The 17,869-nt window shown below is 64.7% G+C and carries 13 protein-coding genes; 10 read left to right on the forward strand and 3 right to left on the reverse strand.

Features of this window, described 5'->3' with window-relative positions; genetic code table 11:
• Positions 1–211 precede the first annotated feature (211 nt).
• The 7 genes from N911_RS0115935 (at position 212) to N911_RS0115965 (ending at position 7,130) form a co-directional block, all read left to right on the forward strand.
• Positions 212–2,221: a CoB--CoM heterodisulfide reductase iron-sulfur subunit A family protein gene (locus N911_RS0115935; RefSeq protein WP_029898892.1), complete on the forward strand. Its 2,010-nt coding sequence runs from the start codon at positions 212–214 to the stop codon at positions 2,219–2,221.
• A gap of 10 nt (positions 2,222–2,231) precedes the next feature.
• Positions 2,232–2,741, forward strand: coding sequence for a 4Fe-4S dicluster domain-containing protein (locus N911_RS0115940; RefSeq protein ID WP_029898893.1), 510 nt, complete (start codon positions 2,232–2,234; stop codon positions 2,739–2,741).
• Between the two features lie 12 nt (positions 2,742–2,753).
• Entirely contained in the window at positions 2,754–3,671 is a 918-nt protein-coding gene (locus N911_RS0115945; protein ID WP_029898895.1) for a CoB--CoM heterodisulfide reductase iron-sulfur subunit B family protein, read from the forward strand.
• Between the two features lie 2 nt (positions 3,672–3,673).
• Positions 3,674–4,093, forward strand: a complete 420-nt coding sequence (locus N911_RS0115950; RefSeq protein WP_029898897.1) for a hydrogenase iron-sulfur subunit — start codon at positions 3,674–3,676, stop codon at positions 4,091–4,093.
• Positions 4,094–4,126: 33 nt separating this feature from the next.
• Positions 4,127–5,104, forward strand: coding sequence for an NADH-quinone oxidoreductase subunit B family protein (locus N911_RS0115955; RefSeq protein ID WP_029898899.1), 978 nt, complete (start codon positions 4,127–4,129; stop codon positions 5,102–5,104).
• Positions 5,105–5,119: 15 nt separating this feature from the next.
• Entirely contained in the window at positions 5,120–6,586 is a 1,467-nt protein-coding gene (locus tag N911_RS0115960) for a Ni/Fe hydrogenase subunit alpha (RefSeq protein WP_029898901.1), read from the forward strand.
• 94 nt (positions 6,587–6,680) lie between these two features.
• Positions 6,681–7,130 (forward strand): hydrogenase maturation protease, encoded by a 450-nt coding sequence (locus N911_RS0115965; RefSeq protein ID WP_051694512.1) that lies wholly within the window; start codon positions 6,681–6,683, stop codon positions 7,128–7,130.
• A gap of 94 nt (positions 7,131–7,224) precedes the next feature.
• Here the strand turns inward: N911_RS0115965 and treY are convergent, their stop codons facing one another.
• The 3 genes from treY to treZ are packed head-to-tail and all read right to left on the reverse strand — an operon-like array spanning position 7,225 to position 14,248.
• Positions 7,225–10,041 (reverse strand): malto-oligosyltrehalose synthase, encoded by a 2,817-nt coding sequence (treY, locus tag N911_RS0115970; RefSeq protein WP_029898905.1) that lies wholly within the window; start codon positions 10,039–10,041, stop codon positions 7,225–7,227.
• On the reverse strand, positions 10,038–12,455 hold the full coding sequence (locus N911_RS0115975; protein WP_029898907.1) for a DUF3536 domain-containing protein: 2,418 nt from the start codon (positions 12,453–12,455) through the stop codon (positions 10,038–10,040). The genes treY and N911_RS0115975 overlap by 4 nt, the downstream gene beginning before the upstream one ends.
• Positions 12,452–14,248 carry a malto-oligosyltrehalose trehalohydrolase gene (gene treZ / locus N911_RS0115980; protein ID WP_029898909.1) on the reverse strand — a complete coding sequence of 599 codons (1,797 nt, stop codon included), beginning with the start codon at positions 14,246–14,248 and terminating at the stop codon, positions 12,452–12,454. Before treZ ends, N911_RS0115975 begins: the two co-directional genes overlap by 4 nt.
• A 185-nt stretch (positions 14,249–14,433) precedes the next feature.
• Here treZ and N911_RS0115985 point away from each other — a divergent pair, with 185 nt between their 5' ends.
• From N911_RS0115985 to N911_RS0115995, 3 genes are read left to right on the forward strand one after another with little or no spacing between them, the layout of a single operon-like run.
• On the forward strand, positions 14,434–15,072 hold the full coding sequence (locus tag N911_RS0115985) for a phosphoribosyltransferase (protein WP_029898911.1): 639 nt from the start codon (positions 14,434–14,436) through the stop codon (positions 15,070–15,072).
• Entirely contained in the window at positions 15,073–17,121 is a 2,049-nt protein-coding gene (locus tag N911_RS0115990; protein ID WP_029898913.1) for a phospholipase D-like domain-containing protein, read from the forward strand. It abuts the gene before it with no gap.
• Complete coding sequence (locus N911_RS0115995; RefSeq protein WP_051694516.1) at positions 17,118–17,852, forward strand: endonuclease/exonuclease/phosphatase family protein; 735 nt, start codon at positions 17,118–17,120, stop codon at positions 17,850–17,852. Before N911_RS0115990 ends, N911_RS0115995 begins: the two co-directional genes overlap by 4 nt.
• Positions 17,853–17,869: the final 17 nt, after the last annotated feature.

The following is a 17,869-nucleotide window of genomic DNA, read 5'->3' on the forward strand; positions in this document are numbered from 1 at the left end:
AGAGGGTCAGCTTTGAGCACGATGGGGATACATGCGGTTGAAAGATATGCAGAATCGGAAGGCGCACGGCGCCACTGCCAGACCGTGACGGGATGATCGGGTCGCGAGGCTATACGCCTTGCGGCCCTTTTTTTTGTTCTCTTCTCCGGGGGGATTGGAACCGGGCAAGGGAACGTGGCGGATAGGGAAGCAACCCGCAAAGGAGGAAACCATGGCGAAAGTGGGTGTGTACGTCTGTCATTGCGGCTCGAACATCGCCGGTGTGATCGATGTCGAGGCCGTACGGGCGTTCGCCGAGACGCTGCCTGACGTGGTCGTTTCACGAAAAGACCTCTTCATGTGCTCGGACTCGGGACAGGAACTCATCAAGCAGGACATCAAGGACGGCGTGGTGGACCGCGTCGTGGTCGCGGCCTGCACGCCGCGCACGCACGAGCCCATTTTCCGGGGCGTCTGTGAGTCCGCAGGCCTGAACAAGTATCTCTTTGAGATGGCCAACATCCGCGACCAGTCCAGCTGGGTCCATCCGCAGGACCCCTCCGGGGCCACGGAGAAGGCCAAGATGGTCGTGTCCTCGGCCGTGGGCAAGGCAGCCCGGCTCAAGCCCCTCGAGGACAAGTTCGTGGACGTCACCCAGAAGGCCATGGTGGTCGGCGGCGGCGTGGGCGGCATCTTCTCCGCCCTGGAGCTGGCCAACATGGGCTACAAGACCTACCTCGTGGAGAAGGACCCCAGCATCGGCGGCGTGATGGCCCAGCTGGACAAGACCTTCCCCACCAACGACTGCTCCGCCTGCATCCTGACCCCGGTCATGGTCGAGGCGGGAAGCCACCCCAACATCGAGCTCATGACCTACTCCGAGATCGATGACGTGGAGGGCTTCATCGGCAACTACAACGTCAAGGTCCGCCGCAAGCAGACCTACATCGACTGGAAGAAGTGCACCGGCTGCGGCGCCTGCGTGGACGTCTGCCCGGGCAAGGCCCCGGACAAGTTTGACGCCGGGCTCTCCAAGCGGTCCGCCGCCTACATCCACTTCCCCCAGGCCGTGCCCAAGAAGGCCGTGGTGGACATGGACTCCTGCCTCAACTGCGCCGGGCGCAAAATCGGCAGCGAGCCCAAAACCTCCAAAAAGACCGGCGAGCCCATGTACGCCCCGTGCGAGAAGGCCTGCCCCGCAGATGCCGTTGACCGCTCCATCAACTACAATCCCGAAGGGGAGATCGTTGAGGTGGACGTGGGCACCATCGTCGTGGCCACCGGCTACAAGGTCATGGAGAAAGACTGCTTCAAGGAGCTGGCTCCCCAGCACTCCAACGTCATGACCGCCCTGCAGTTGGAGCGGCTCATCTCCGCCACCGGCCCTACCGGAGGCAAGCTGCTCAAGCCCTCCAACAACGAAAAGCCCAAGACCATCAACTTCGTCTCCTGCGTTGGCTCCCGCGACGTCAATCACCACACCTACTGCTCGCGGGTGTGCTGCATGTACATGATAAAACAGGCCCGGCTCCTCAAGGAGAAGTACCCGGACCTCGACATCTACATGCACTTTATCGACGTGCGCACCGCTGGCAAGGACTACGACGAGTACTACACCGGCGCGCGGCGCATGGGCATCAACTTCCTCAAGGGCAAGGTCGGCTCCATCCAGACCCTCGACGACGACAAGATGCGCGTGGTGGCCTACGACATGGAGCACGGCGAGAACGTCGAGATCGAATCCGACATGGTCATCCTGGCCACGGCCATCGAGCAGACCGAGAGCGCCAAGGGCTTGGCCCAGAAGCTCGGCCTGCAGTTCGACGGTTCCGGCTTCTTCAAGGAAATGCACCCCAAGCTCGGACCGGTGGAGACCGCCACCCAGGGCATCTACCTGGCCGGCTGCTGCCAGGGCCCCAAGGACATCCCGGACACCGTTTCCCAGGCCAAGGGCGCTGCCGCCGCGGCCGCCGTTCCGCTGGCCCAGGGCAAGGTCAAGATCGAGCCGATCATCTCCGAGGTGCACGCCGAGAAGTGCTCCGGCTGCGGCATCTGCGTGCCGTTGTGCCCGTACTCGGCCATCTCCATGAAGACCTTCGCCGACAGGCCCCGCGCCGAGATCGACATCACCCAGTGCAAGGGGTGCGGCGTGTGCACGGCCACCTGTCCCAGCGCTGCCATCGTGCTGCACGGCTACGAGGAAGAACAGATCATGGCCCAGATCGCGGCCCTGACCAGCTAGGAGGAACGAGATGGCGATTCAGCTGTCCAAGGATAAAATCGACGAGGCCATCAACACCATCATCGAATACGGTGGCGACGGCATCCAGCGCTGCGTGCAGTGCGGTGCCTGCTCCTCGGTCTGCCCCGGCGTGCAGGCCGGTTTCCCCGTGCTCTGCCGCCTGCTGATCAAGAAGCTGCAGGACGGGCTGCTGGAGGACATCATCGAGGAGCAGTCCTCTTGGGGGTGCCAGAACTGCAACCGCTGCACCGAGGTCTGCCCGCAGGGCGTGCGGCCGCAGGAAGTGGTCATCGCCTTCCGCCGCTACCAGGCCAATGAACTGGCCTTCTCCACCTCCACCGTTTCCGCGCAGATGCAGCTGCACGACATCGGCCACGCCGTCTTCACCGAGGCAGGCGAGCTGCGTGAGGGCGTGGGACTTCCCGGCAAGGCGCCCACCTCGGCGTACAACGAGAAGGCCCAAGAGGAGATTCAGGCCATCCTGGACAACAGCCCCATGGCCGAGCTGGGGCTCTTCTAAAAGGAGCGGACAATGGAAAACTACGGACTCTTCCTGGGGTGCAACATCCCCTTCAAGGCTCCTGACATAGAGCAGTCCTTCCGCAAGGCCCTGCCCGCCCTGGGCATCGGCCTGGAAGACCTGGAGGGTGCCTCCTGCTGCCCCGCCTGGGGTACCGCGCCCTCCTTCGACAAGCCCACCTGGTGCGCCGTCTCGGGCCGCAACATCACCCTGGCCGAGGACAGGGGCATCGACTTGGTGACTGGCTGCAACTCCTGCTACGGCATCCTCTCGGAAGCCAAGCACTTCATGGACGCCCACCCCGAGCTGAAGAAGAAGGCCAACGAACTGCTGGCCCACGCCGGGCGGGAGTACAAAGGCACCTCGGAGATCTACCACGTCTCCCAGGTGCTGCATGAAATGGTGGGGCCCGAGAAGATCAAGCAGAACATCAAGTACGACCTGGAAGGCCTGAAGGTCGCGGTGCAGCCCGGCTGCCACCAGCTCTGGCCCTCCGATGCCTACAAGATCAAAGAGGACAACCCCTACGAGCCCACCCAGCTCCGCGAGCTGGCCGAGGCCCTGGGCGCCAGCGCGCCGCACTACTCGCGTCTGTCCTCCTGCTGCGGCATGGGCGGCATGCGCACCGCGGACGTGGAGAAGTCCCTGGGGCTGTTCGCCGAGAAGATGCGTTCCATCATCGAGGAGCTGGATCCGGACATCATCGTCACCACCTGTTCCTCCTGCTTCCTGCAGTTCGATATGTCCCAGCCCATCCTCCAGGAGCGCGGGCTGATCCCCAAGTCCGTGCCGGTGTTCTACTACACCCAGCTCCTGGCCCTGGCCATGGGCTTCGACCCCAAGGAAGTGGCGGCCATTTCCAAGACGCCGCGCGAGGACATCATCAAGGAGATCCAGAGCGAGAAGCGCCTGGTGAAGGAGGTCGCCTAGCCATGCCGTGGACTCCCAACATCGTCGGATTCGCTTGCCAGTGGTGCACCTACGCCGGGGCGGACCTGGCCGGGAACCTGCGCTGCAAGTATCCCCCGACCATCAAGCTCATCAAGGTTCCCTGCTCCGGCACCGTGGAGCCCGAGTTCATCCTGGAAGCCCTGCGCCGCGGCGCGGACGGCGTCCTGGTGGGCGGCTGCCACTTCGGCGACTGCCACTACAAGGAAGGCAACTACAAGACCTCGCGCCGCATGATGCTGCTCAAGAAGCTCATCGAGGACGAGGGCTTCGATTCCCGCCGTTTCCGGCTGGAGTGGATCTCCGGCGCAGAGGGCATGAAGTTCGCCGAGGTGGTCACGGAATTCACCGACCAGCTCACCGAACTCGGCCCCAACCCGGTCAAGGAAGCCGTCAAGGCCTAGTGCCCGGCGTGAAGACACCACAAGGAGATACCAATGGCTGACAAAGTGAAGGTTGGCATCCTGTTGGCCGGTGGCTGCGCGGGCTGCGAGATGGCCCTGGTGGACCTCTCCGAGCGCTTGGTGGACGCCCTCGACGCCCTCGAGATCGTCTTCTGGGCCCCCACCGCCGCCGACGTGAAATACAAGGACCTCGAAGCCATGCCCGACGACTTCATCGATGTCGGGTTCGTGGACGGCATGGTCCGCAACTCCGAGAACAAGCACACCGTCGAGGTGCTGCGCAAGAAGTCCAAGGTGCTGATCGGCTACGGCGCCTGCGCCGGGCTGGGCGGCATCGCCGCCATGGGCGACCTCCACACCCAGGAGGAACTGTTCAACACCGCCTACAAGGACTCCTGGTCCACGGACAACCCGGACGGCGTCATGCCCACCCCGGAGTACACCCTGGAAGGCAAGTACGACCTGACCATCCCGTCCTTCACCGACCGCGTCTACACCGTGGACGAGCTGGTGGACGTGGACTATTTCGTGGGCGGCTGCCCGCCGCACCACGAGCACGTCATGAAGGCCATCGAGCTGTTGCTCTCGGGTCAACTTCCCGCCAAGGGCTCCTGGCTTACCGGCGGCAAGGCCGTGTGCGACGTGTGCAAGCGCAACCCCGCCGAGACCGGCGAGACCCGACGCCCCGTGGGCAAGGTCTACCGCATGATCGACGGGCAGCCCGACCCGGACAAGTGCCTGCTGCAGCAGGGCTACATCTGCTTCGGGCCCATCACCCAGGGCGATTGCGGCTCGGCCTGCCTCAGCGCCAACGTGCCCTGCCGCGGCTGCGGCGGCCCGCTGCCCGGGGTGAAGGACTACGGCGCGCGCTGCCTGCAGACCATCGCATCGGCCCTGGCGGACGACGCCTCCACCGAGGAGCTGATGGCCAAGTACCCGCAATTGGCCAAGTTCGTTTACCGCTACTCCTACACCACCGGCAAAATCGACCGGAAGACGCCGGCCGCATAGGGCGGGAGGAATACAGTGCAAAAAGTCGAAATCAATCCCATTACCCGACTGGAAGGCCACGGGAAGATCGCCATCTTCCTGGATGACAACGGAAACGTGGATGACGCCTTCTTCCAGACGGTGGAGTTCCGCGGCTACGAGAAGTTCCTCCAGGGCCTGCCCATGGAGGAGGTGCCCCGTACCGTCTCCACCATCTGCGGCGTGTGCCGGGCAGTGCACTTCATGGCCTCCACCAAGGCCTCCGACGGTGTCTTCGGCGTGGAATGCCACCCAGTGGGCAAGAAACTGCGCGAGCTGTTCTTCAACGCCCACTATGTTGAAGACCACGCCATCATCCTCTACGCCCTGGGCTTCCCCGACTTCGTGGTGGGCCCCGAGGCCGACCCGGCCGTGCGCAACGTGGTTGGGCTCATCCAGGCCGTGGGCAAGGAGACCGCCAAGCTGGTCCTGTCCAAGCGCGAGAAGGCAGTGAAGATCTTCGAGCTGCTGGGCGGACGCCCCAACCACCCCGTAGCCGGCCTGCCCGGCGGCTGGTCCCGCTCCATCTCCGAGGAGGAGCGGAAGCAGATCGAGGAGTGGGGCAAGGAGCTGGTGGAGCTGGGCGAGCTGACCCTGAAGGTCTTCAACGACGTGGTCCTGGAAAACCCTTCCTACGTGGACCTGGTCACCGGACCGATCTACGATGTGGAAGTGGGCTACATGGGAAGCGTCAACGAAGACGGCACCATGGCGTACTACGACGGCACCCAGAAGGTCATCAACGCCAAGGGCGAAGAGGTCGGCACCTTCCAGGGCAAAGAGTACCTGGACTTCATCGCCGAGCGCGTGCAGCCCTGGAGCTACCTGAAATTCCCCTACCAGAAGAAGGTCGGGGACTGGGACGGCATCAAGGGCGGTCCTGACACCAATTTATACTCCGTCGGCCCCCTGGCGCGTTTTAACGTGGCCAACGGCTGCCGCGGCCAGAAGGCCCAGCAGCACTACGAGCAGTTCTTCAAGGTGCTGGGCGACAAGCCCGTGCACAAGGTCCTGGCCTACCACTGGGCCCGGGCCATCGAATTGCTGGACGCCGCCGAACAGCTGGTGGAGATCGCCTCCGATACCTCCATCGTTTCCAAGGACACCTGGAACAAGCCCGACGAGGTGGCCGGGGAAGGCGTGGGCATCATCGAGGCCCCGCGCGGTACCCTCATCCACCACTATGAGGCCGACGAGAAGGGCATCGTCACCGGTGCCAACCTCATCGTGGCCACCACCCACAACAACGCGCCCATCAACCTGGCCGTGAAGAACGCCGCCAAGCACTTCATCAAGAACGGCGACGTCTCCGAGGGCATGCTCAACTACGTGGAGATGGCCTTCCGTCCCTACGACCTGTGCCTGGCCTGCGCCACCCACGCCATCACCGGCGGCCAGACCCCGCTGGAAATCGAGATTCTCGACTCCAACGGCAAGCTGTACAAGAAGCTCAAGAACTTCTAGTTCCCGGGCTTTAGGCAAAGACGAACCACGGGCCGGGGGCATCGCCCCCGGCCCTTTTGCATCCGCTCACCGCGAGCGCGCACAAGGAGAGGAAGTGGCCAAACCACTGGTCATCGGTATCGGCAACCCCCTGCTCAAGGACGACCGGGCGGGGCTTCTGGTCATAGAGGAGCTTGAAAAGCGCGGCGCGGACGTGGACGTGCTGGACCTCTATACCGTGGGCTTCGACCTCATCGACAACTGCAAGGGCCGGGAAAAGGTCATCGTGGTGGACGCCTGCATGCTTGGCTTCGAGCCCGGCGAAGTGGTGGAGGCGGCCATGGACGAGGTCTTCACCAACGCCTCCCTGGTCAACTCCCACGCCATCACCATCGGCACCACTCTCAAGGTGGGCTACGAGGTCTTTCCCGAGGAGATGCCCTCCGACCTCAAGCTGCTGCTCATCGAGGTCAAGGAGGTGGACGAGTTCACCAAGGAGATGAGCCCCGAGGTGGAGGCAGCGGTGGAAAAGGTCGTTCAGGGCATCATGTCGGGACAATACTAGCCCGGCGCCCAAAACGGCTTTTTGTGAAGAAAACGCCCCAACCCGCGTGCGGGGGAGGGCGTTTTCCTTTAGGTGGCGGCTTGGCTGGGGCCGCCTACTGTGCGGGCACAAGCAGGGCCAGAGGAAACTCTTTGAGGGCCTCGCTCAGGTAGAGGCTGGAGGAAGGAGAGAACTCCCGGCTGGTGAAGATATCCCGAAGCGGAACTTCCAGATCGGCCGCCTCGGACATATCCGCCACGCGGGTGTCGCCCCAGAAAGCTCCCACGGGCAAGCGCGTTTCCCCGGCGGCCGATGCGAACAGCCTGGGCAAGAGGGCCACGGCCGTTCCGCCCTCGCCGGTGCGGGCGAAGCCGTAGGCGCAGCCCGCCTGTTGCCCCTCCAAGATCAGTGGCTCGAACCCGCCGCGCTCGAAGAGGTCCGGCATCTCCGCCCGCAGGCGCAACAGCCGGGAGAGTACGAACAGCTTGACGCGGCCGTCCTCCGGCGACTCCAAAAGCTCGGCAAGCAGGCCCTCGCGGTCCTCCTTCTCCGCCTTGTCCAGCTCCGTGAGCAGGCGTGACCGCAGGCCGTAGTCCACAGGACGGCGGTTGTCCGGGTCCACGAAGGAGAAATCCCACAGCTCGCAGCCCTGGTAGACGTCCGGCAGGCCGGGGCAGACGGCCTTGAGCATGGTCTGACTCAGGGAGAGAATGGCTCCGGCTCGGGAGACGCGCTCCCACAGCGGTTCGAATATCTCCCGGAAGGCCTTTCCCTTTTTGGCGTCCAGCAGTTCCCGGGCGAACTCCACCATGGCCCGCTCGTAGTCCTCGTCCGGTGTCAACCAGCCGGAATGCTCTTTTGCCTCGCGGATGGCCTTCACCAGATAGGCCTCCAGACGGTCGGCGAAGCCTTCCCGCTCCTCCTTGTCCCACGGCCAGTGGGACAGCAGGCATTGGTACACCAGATACTCGTCGTTGCCGTCGGGAGCGCGGCGTCCGCCCGCCTTGCCCTTGAGCGGCGCGGCCGCCTCCCGCATGGCCAGGGCGGCCTGCCTCCACTGCTCCGGCAACTGGGAGAGGGCGGCCAGCCGCATGCGGGCGTCCTCGCCGCGCTTGTTGTCGTGGCTGGCGGTGGCGTTCATGCCCCGCGGCCAGTGCTCGGCGCGGTCCCGCACAAAGACCGCGAAATCGTCCGGACGGCGGGCGAAGTTCTCCGGGCTGCCGCCCACCTCGTTGCTGGAAAGAAGACGGTTGTAGACGTAGAGCAGGGTGTCCTCGTGCCCCTTGGCCATGAGGGGGCCGGAATACTGCTGGAAACGCATGACGAAGTGAATCCACTCGCGCCGGGACTCCTCGTCCAGCCGGTCGTCGTAGCGCAGCAGCAGGAACCGCTCCAGGAAGTCGAATTCGTGCCGCAGGTCCGGCTTGGCCCGCCGGGCCGAGTTGATGGCCTGGCGGATGTAGGTCATGTCCGCCGGACGGAATACCTCGCCGGAGGCGTAGGTGCGGTAGACGGGGAAACGGCACAGCACCTCGGCGATGGCCTCGCGGGTGGCGTTCATGGTGATGTCGAAGCCGCGCAGATCGCGCGAGGCCACGGCGTTGACGTGACGAGCCAGGTTGTCCACGTCGCCGGTCATGTGTCGGCGGACGATGACCCGCTTCTTGTCCACGGCCAGATCGTCCAGGGACTGTTTCAGCCCGGTGAACTCGCGGTAGAAGGACTCGAATGGCTCCTCGCCGCCGGGGTCGGTCAACAGGCCACAGGCGGCGTTCATGAATTCGTACCCGGTTGACCCCTGGATGGGCCAGAAGCCGGGCAGGTGCTCGTCCTCCCCGCCCTCGCGGCAGAGAATTTTCTCCACGTAAAGCAGGGCGTTTGGAGCGCGCTCCCGCAGACGGCGCAGGTAGCCGGTGGGGTCGTACAGCCCGTCCACGTGGTCGATGCGCAACCCGTCGAATTCCCCCTCGGCCGTCTTTTCCAGCACCATCTCGTGCGTGTGATCAAAGACGTCCACGTCCTCCACCCGCAGGCAGATGAGATCGTTGATTGAAAAGAAGCGGCGGTAGTTCAGTTCCTCGGAAGCCACCTTCCAGAAAGAGAGGCGGAAATGTTGCTTGGCCAGCAGTTCCGCCAGCAGGTCGTAGGGGCGTTCCTCGTCGCGCGGCTTTTCGCCGTTGATGATGGCCAAGTTGTCGTTGACGTGACGGCCAACAGGCTTGGAAGGCTTGGCCATCTCGAAGAGCAGCCGTTTGATGAAGGAAATCTGCTCGTAATACTCCTCCTCGATTTCCGCCGCGCCAAGGGAGCGCACGGAGTAGATGAGCCCCAGCAGCTTGACGTATTCCGGGTGATCTTCGCCCAGCCTGCGCTTCAGCTCCCGCAGGTTCAGGGAGAGGATGTCTGCGTAGGAGTCCAGGGAGAGGGGGAGCCGAAGTTCGTAGTAGCGAACATAGAATCCATCCTCGTCCAGGCCGATGGTGATCTCGCCGTTCTCCAGGGTGTGGGCGAAGAGGTCACCCAGAAAGGGGGCCAGCATCCGTCCGCGCAGGCTTTCTATGGGGTGGTTCCAGTCGATGTCGAAGAAATTGAAGTAGCGGGAGCGGGAACCGTTCTCCAGCAGGTCCACCAGGGTGCGGTTGCCGCCGAAAACGGCCCGGTGGTTGGGCACGATGTCCTGAATCCAGCCCAGTTTGCGGCGCTTGCGGGCGCGGGTTAGTTCGGCAAGCGCCTCTTCGCCGCCAAGCTCGGGGTTGATGGCGTTGTGGTCGCAGACGTCGTAGCCGTGGTCCGACCCCGGACGGGCCTGGAAGATGGGCGAGGCGTAGATGTGGGACACGCCGAGGCGGCTCAGGTAGCCAAGTATCTTCCGGCATTCGTCGAAGCCGAAGGTTGGAGTGAACTGGATGCGGTAGGTGGCCGTGGGGATCATGGCAATCTCACTTTCAGCATTTCACCGAGCCGGGCGAAGACCTCCGCCCGCTCGGCCCGGCCGGTTCCGCCGGGGAAGGGCGCGTTGGACCGGGCCAGATCAAAGAAGACGTTTTCGGCGCGTCCGAGATTGAGATGCAGGGGCAGGTCCGCGAGGGCTTCCATGACGTTCCGCACGGCCGTGGCGGTCTCCATCCAGGCTTGCGGGTCCTGTTCTTCGCTCAGGCGCTCCATGGTGCGGTTGATCCACCCCGCGGCCACATACTGCAGGGTTTCGGTCTCCACCGCCAAGTCCAGGCGGTTGCGCTCTTCAATGAGCCCGCGCAAGCGATCCACGTCCATCTCGCTGTCCTCGAACAGGCGAAGCATATCGGCATTGACCACGTGTTTGGCCGCGTCCATGAGCTTGGAATCCACCGGCATGTCCAGCCAGTGCAGGAAGTTGAGGAGCGCGTAGTTGGCGTCGTGCACAGAGCGGTACGACTGTTCCGCCTCGTCCAGGGTGGGCTGAATGATGCGGCCCACGACTTTTCGCTGCTCATCGCGGAAGAGGTGGCGTACGGAGTAGGTCTGTTTGCCGAAGTGGCGGTCCAGCGTGCGGATGGCCTCGGCCATGTCGCCCATCTCGAAGGCTTGGCTTAACTCCTTGGCCATTGCCTTGAAGGCGGATTCGTCGAGTTCCGAGCTGACGCCGCAGGTAACGTTGTGGTCGCCGGTGGTGAGCACGGCGAAGCGGAAGAATTCGTTCTCCGTGGTGACGGTGGAGGAGATACGCGCCTCGCCCCAGGCGACGTTGGAGCGGCCGGCGGGCAGCCGGTGGAAGTGTACGGAGCGCGCCTGGTAGCATGCGAAATCCGCGTGCTCCGCCTCCTCGGCGAAGAGGGCGGACATGGCGTAATGGGCACAGACACGGTGCATGTCCACCTGGGCCGGTTTGGCCAGTTTGGAGTAGATTTCCGCGCCGTTGGAGAAGACATTGGACGGTGCTCGGGAGAGCCGTCCAACGTACTTCTTGCTCAAATCCTTGGCTCCCAGCTCCTGGGCAAGCTGGATGGCCCTCACTGCGTACTGGATGACCTGCACCGTTTCGATGCCGGATATCTCGTCGAAGAACCAGCCGCAGCTTGTGAAGATGAGCTGGGCGTACCGCTCAAGCTCCAACAGCTTGAGAACCCGCACCCGCTCCACGCCGTACACTTCCCTGGTGCAGTGGTGCGAGAGGAAGGAGTCGAGGTTTTCCGGCGAGCGATCCAGCAGGACGTGGATGTAATCGTCCCGGGCCTTCCACGGGTCGCGCAGCAGTTGCGGCCCCTGTTCCTCGTAAATGGACGCGGCTTCCCCGGCCAACCAGTTCATGGCGTTGCGCAGGGGCTTGCGCCATTTCTGGTGCCAGTCGCCGTGCATGCCGGAGTTGCAGCCGCAGTCGGACTTCCAGCGCTCCACCCCATGCACGCAACTCCAGGAGGAATTCTCGAAGATTTTAATTTCATACTGCGGAGGATGCTCTTCAAGGTACTGTCCGTAATTGATGAGCCCCACTTCCGGGTCCTCCTCGATGAGGCGGAGGGCATAGGAAAGCGCCATTTCCCCGTGGCGGTGGTGGTGGCCGTAGGTCTCGCCGTCGGTGGCGATGTGGACCAGCTGGGGCCACTCCCTGCCGTTTTCGGTGAAGGCTCCCATGAGCCGATTGCGGAAGGTCTCTCCCGAGGTAAGCAGCCCCTCGAAAGCCAACTCCCGCGAGATGGGGCCGTCGTAGACGAAGAGGGCGATTTCCCGGCCGGAGGGCAGTTTGCAGACATACGGAGTGGTAGGGTCAGCCTGGTCTCCGGAAACGTCGTGAAACTCAGAGTCTGAACCCAGCCTGCGTACCCCGGAGACCTGGTTGGGGGCCAGAATGGTGAACTTGACGCCGAACTCGGCCAGGATGTCCAGGCTTTCCAGGTCCACGGCCGTTTCCGGCAGCCACATGCCTTCCGGGTCGCGTCCGAAGCGGCGGCGGAAGTCCTCCATGCCCCAATGGACCTGGGTGCGGCGGTCGCGCTCTCCGGCCAGGGGCATGATCATGTGGTTGTACACCTGGGCCATGGCCGAGCCGTGGCCCCCGAAACGGTCACGGGAGCGCACGTCCGCTTCCACGATGGCCTCCAGCGTCTCGGGGGCCTTTCGCTCCATCCAGGCCAGCAGGGTGGGCCCGACGTTAAAGCTCATCTTTTCGAAATTGTTAACGATCTCCTTGATGCGGTGCTCGTCGTCAAGGATGCGGGAGACGGTGTTGGGACGGTAGCACTCCGCGGTGATGCGCTCGTTCCAGTCGTGGAATGGGCGGGCGGAATCCTGCAACTCCACCTCCTCCAGCCAGGGGTTCTCGCGCGGGGGCTGGTAGAAGTGGCCGTGAATGCAAATGTACCTGTTCATGTTTGTTCCTCGTGAATGCGGGCGCTGTAAGGTGGCAGCAAGCCGGGTTCGCCTCCGGTGCCACCGAAGTCGTCGTTGGATGAATCAAGCAGAACCCGGCAACCGGGCAGGAAGGCGTCCGGGTCCGCCGAGGCTGGCTTGTCCGAGAAATTGAAGAGGCAGAGCAGGCGTTCGCCCGGCCGTCCCCGGCGCATGGCCAGCAGGCCCTCCCGCTCGAAGCACCAGAAGCGGCAGTGCTCCTTGTCCGGACGTCGCAGCGCCTGATGGGTCCGCCGCAGCTCCAGCAGACGGGAGTACCAGGCGAACATGGCCGCGTGGCGACCCGTAAGCCGCTTCTCCGGGGCGATGCGGGAGGCGGCCAGTGTTTCCGGGGCCGCCGGATCGGGCGGCTCCTTGTCCTTGAAGAAGTCGGCGAACTCTTCGGCCCGTCCTTCCCGCACCGCGTCCAGAAGCCACTTGTCACCATGGTCGATGAAGTAGAGGAAAGGAGCGTCCTCGCCGAACTCCTCGCCCATGAAGAGCAGGGGCACGGCCGGGGCGGTGAGCAGGGCGGCCGCGGCCAGTTTGCAGGCCTCGAAGGAGACCAGCGAGGGCAGCCGTTCCCCCAGGGCGCGATTGCCCACCTGGTCGTGGTTCTGGATGCAGAAAACGAAGCTCTCACCTGGCAGGTGCCCGCACGGCTCGCCGTGCGCGCGCCGGCGGAACGGGGAGTACTCGCCCTGGTAGGCCCAGCCGTCCTCCATGGCGCGGGCCACCTGCTCCAAGGCGCCATAGTCAATGTAGTAGCCACCGCGTTCGCCCGTGAGCAGGGAGTGGACGGCGTGGTGGAAGTCGTCGGCCCACATGGCTTGCATGCCCATGCCGCCTGAATCGCGCGGCCGAACCAGGGATGCGCGGTTGAGGCAGTCCTCGGCCATGAGCACGGGCTCGCGGCCGGTGCGCTCTCCCACTTCGGCCGCGCGCCGGGAAAGTTCGGCCAGAATGTGCTCCGGCCGTTCGTCGAAGATCATAAACACCGCGTCCAGCCGCAAACCGTCCAGGTGGTAGCGGGTCAGCCAGTGCTCCAGGTTGTCCAGAAAGTAGGCCCGCACGCCGTCGGAGCCGGGGCCGTCGAAGTTGATCGCCTCGCCCCACGGGGTCTGGTAGCGGTCGGTGAAGTAGGGGCCGAACTCGCGCAGATAATTTCCCTCGGGCCCCAAGTGGTTGTAGACCACGTCCAGCACCACGGCCAAGCCGCGCGCGTGGGCCGCGTCCACGAACGCCTTGAAGCCCTCCGGCCCGCCATAATTGGCCTGGACAGCGAAGGGCTGCACTCCATCGTACCCCCAGTTGCGCTCCCCCGGAAAGGCGGCCACTGGCATGACCTCCACCGTGGTCACGCCCAGGGCGGTCAGGTAATCAAGCCGCTTAATGGCTGCCTGAAAGGTTCCCTCCTCGGTAAAAGTGCCCACGTGCAACTCGTAGATGACCCACTCTTCCCTGGGCGGTGGGACGAACCCGGCGTCCGTCCAGGGGAAGGCGTCATGGGCAACCAGGGTGGAGGGGCCATGCACCCCTTCCTCCTGCAGATGGGAGGCGGGATCGGGCCGCTTGTCCCCGCCGTCCAGCACGTAGGCGTATCGCGCGCCGGCTTGCGGGCCGGGCACCTCCGCCCGCCAGAAACCGTCCGGTCCGCGGTTCATGGCCACCGTTCCTGGGCCGCCTTCCACGTGCAGTTCCACCCGCTCCGGGTTTGGAGCGTACAGGGAAAAGGTCCAGGTTCCGTCGTCCGTCTTGCTTATGCCGTGTCGCATTGCCGCCATGGGGGGTTGATGATGAAGGGGGTTTCGGATTTTCACGATGATATATGCCAGAAACCGAACACTTCGTCACGGGGAGTCCCGCTTTTCGCATCGTCCCCGCTTTCTCACCCCTTTGCCCCCTGTTTGAGAGTGGCTGGAAGGCGGTAAGTGAATGGAAAGCCGAAAGGAGTGGAGGCATGGCTCTGTATCGCAACCGGGACGACGCGGGCCGCAAGCTCGCCGAAAGCTTGGCGGACCTGCGCGGCGAAGGAAACCTTATTGTGTTGGGGCTGCCTCGAGGCGGTGTGCCGGTGGCCTTTCCCGTGGCGGAGAAGTTGAATGCGCCGCTGGACGTCTTCGTGGTCCGCAAATTGGGTGCGCCGGGGCAGGAGGAAGTGGCCATGGGGGCCATCGCCTCGGGGGACGTCATGGTCCTCAACCAGGGCATGATCAGCATGATCAACGTCACTGACGCCCAGATTCAGCAAGTCGCCGAGCGCGAGGGGAAGGAGCTTCGCCGACGCGAGGAGGTCTACCGTCAGGGCCGGCCGCCCCTTGAACTGCGTGACAAGACCGTCATATTGGTGGATGACGGGGCGGCCACCGGGGCCACCATGCGGGTGGCGCTCAAGGCCATTCGCGAACTGGAGCCCGCCAAGCTGGTGGCGGCTCTGCCCGTGGCCAGCAAGGAGGCCTGCGAGGCCTTTGCCGAACAGGCCGACAGAGTGGAATGTCTGGCTACGCCGGAGCCGTTCAGCGCGGTGGGCTATTGGTACGACGACTTCGGGCAGACGAAGGACCAGGAGGTGCGAAGCCTGCTGGCCATGACGAGGTAGATGCTCACGGCGGGGGAAAACTGCTGGCGGGTGGGCAGGGCGTCCAAGGCCGCCCTGTTGCCCGAAGGGGAGGCCTATTTCCTGGCCGCGGCCCAGTCCATGGCCGGGGCGCGCGACCGCATCCGCCTTGCGGGCTGGGACTTCGACAGCCGGGTGCGGCTGTGGCGCGGCGACACCCCGCCCGTTCTCCCGGAAGCACCCAGCCAGCTTGGCCCCTATCTGGCCCACCTCGTCCGGCGCACCCCCACCCTGGTGGTGGAGATACTGCTCTGGCGATATTCCCTGCTCTACGCTCCCTCCCGCGAACCCCTGCTTTTTCACCGGCCGGACTGGCTGCGCCACCCGCGCATCCGCTTCCGCATGGACGACGACTACCCCATGGGCGGGTCGCACCACCAGAAGTTCCTGGTCTGCGACGGCCGGGTGGCCTTCTGCGGCGGATTGGACATGGCCCCCGGCCGCTGGGACACCGAACGACACGAAGCCGACGACCCCAGGCGGGTGGACGCGCGCACCGGCAGGTATCCCCCATACCACGACGCCATGCTTGTTTTCGAGGGAACGCCGGCCATTTGGCTGGACGAGTTGTTTCGCCACCGCTGGTGGCGCGGCACCGGAGACCGCTTGGCCCCGGCCAAGCGAAGCGGGGATGCCTGGCCCGTCTCGGTCGAGCCGTGGTTCACCAAGATACGTATGGGGTTGGCCCGTACCGACCCGGACTTCAAGGGACGTCCCGAGGTGCGCGAGGTGGAGCGGCTGGACGTTGACCTGATCAAGGCCGCGCGTCGCCGCCTGTACATCGAGAACCAGTACTTCACCGCCGAGCCCATACTGCACGCCCTGGGGGAGCGTTTGCTGGAGGAGGACGGCCCGGAGATCATGATCGTCCTTCCGGAGCGGTGCCAGGACCTCTTGCAGCGTTCCACCATGGACGCCATGCGGCGGGAGGCCGTGGCATTTCTGCGCCACCGCGACAAGTACGGACGCCTCTCCCTGGTCTACCCGGACAAGGCCGACCTCGGGAAGAAGTGGGTCAACGTGCATGCCAAGCTTATGGTGGTGGACGATCGCTGGCTGCGGGTCGGCTCCTCCAACCTCAATTATCGTTCCATGGGGCTGGACACGGAATGCGACGCGGTTTTGGACGCCGAGAACAGGTTCGAAGCGCGGGAGATGGTGGAGTATGCCCGCCGCCGGCTGTTGGGCATCCACCTGGGCGTATCCCCGGAGGCCTTCCGAAAGGCGGAGGAGGAGGCCGGGAGCATGGCCGGTGCGGCGGACAGGCTGGGCGGCTCGCGGCGGCGGCTGCGCTCTTTCGATACCCCCGAGGAAGCCGGAGGGGAGACCCGGTCCTGGCTGCTGGACCCTTCCAAACCGTTACTGGTGGACCGCGTCATGGACGCCTGGGTGCTTGGCGGGGGAGAAGGCACTCCCTACCGCCACCTCATCCGTCTGGGATTGGCCGCCGGAGTGGTGGGCTGGCTGGCCCTGCACGGCGCGCCCCAGCAACCGGGTTTTCCCCAGGCCGTGCTGCTGCTGACCCTGGCTGGCTTGGCCTTCACCCCGTTGCAGATGGTCAGCGGGGCGGCCTCGGTTTTTTTCCCGCTGGGCCACGCGTTGGGCTTGTCCTGGATAGGCTGCCTGCTGGCCGGGCTCATAGGTTTTGGTTTTGGCCGCCTGCTGGGAGCCGATCGTCTTTCTGGCCTTATGGGAAGAAAGTTGGAAAAACTGCACCGGCATGTGGATCGCGATCCGGTTTCCAGCGCCGCAGTGGCCCGCCTGGTCTCCCTGGACACCTACACCTCAGTCAGTCTGGCCTTCGGGGCCGGTCCCTCCAGCCTGCCCGCCTACATGGCGGGAACCGCCGTGGGCGTGGTGCCGGGCATCGTGTTCGCCAATTGCCTCGGCGCGCTGCTTGCCGGGTTGCATGCCGGATTCGACTGGGCGCTGCTGCTGCTCATTTTGCTTTGGGCCGTTGGAGCGGGAGAGTACGCGGTGTGGCTGCGCCGCAGGCTGGCGGGGTACGACCGAGGGGAGCCCCCGCCGTGAGCCGGTTGCGGGTTCTCAGCTACAACGTGCACGCCTGGGTGGACAGGGACGGGCGGTTCGACCCGGAACGGGTGCTGGCTGTGGTCGAATCCGCGCGGGCGGACGTGGTCTGTTTGCAGGAGGTGGTTCTGGACCCGGAAAACGACGAGCCGCACCACGCCCCCACGTTGGGGGAAGTCTCGGAACGCTTGAACATGCTGGCCGTGCCCGGTCCCACCCTGGAACGGAAGGGCGCGCCGTACGGCAACCTGCTGCTCAGCCGGTTCCACGTGCTGGGAAGAAGACTGGTGGACATCAGCCATCCAGGCCGTGAACCGCGCGGCATCATCGACGTGGATTTGGAAACGCCGGGAGGCGTCCTGCGTGTCATGACCACCCATCTGGGTCTCTCCCCGGTGGAGCGCACCGCCCAGGTGCGCTGGCTCATGGAGCAGGTCAAGGCGGAGTCGTGGCCCTTGGTGCTGTGCGGCGACTTCAACGAGTGGATTCCCGGCCGCCCGGGGCGCATGAAACGCCACTTCGGTTCCACCCCCGCCCCCAAGACCTTCCCCGCCAGGCTGCCCATGCTGGCCTTGGACCGCGTCTGGTGCCGTCCCAGGGCAATCCTCCGCAACCTGGAGGTCATGGGCGGCTTCGAAGCCAGCCGCGCCTCGGACCATCGCCCGCTGCTGGCGGACATCGATTTCGCCCGACTCCCCGCCATTTCCCCGAAGGCTCCCCTTTCGCCATGACCCCAAGACGGTCACAA

The sequence above is a fragment of the Desulfohalovibrio reitneri genome, assembly GCF_000711295.1.
Lineage (GTDB): Bacteria > Desulfobacterota > Desulfovibrionia > Desulfovibrionales > Desulfovibrionaceae > Desulfohalovibrio > Desulfohalovibrio reitneri.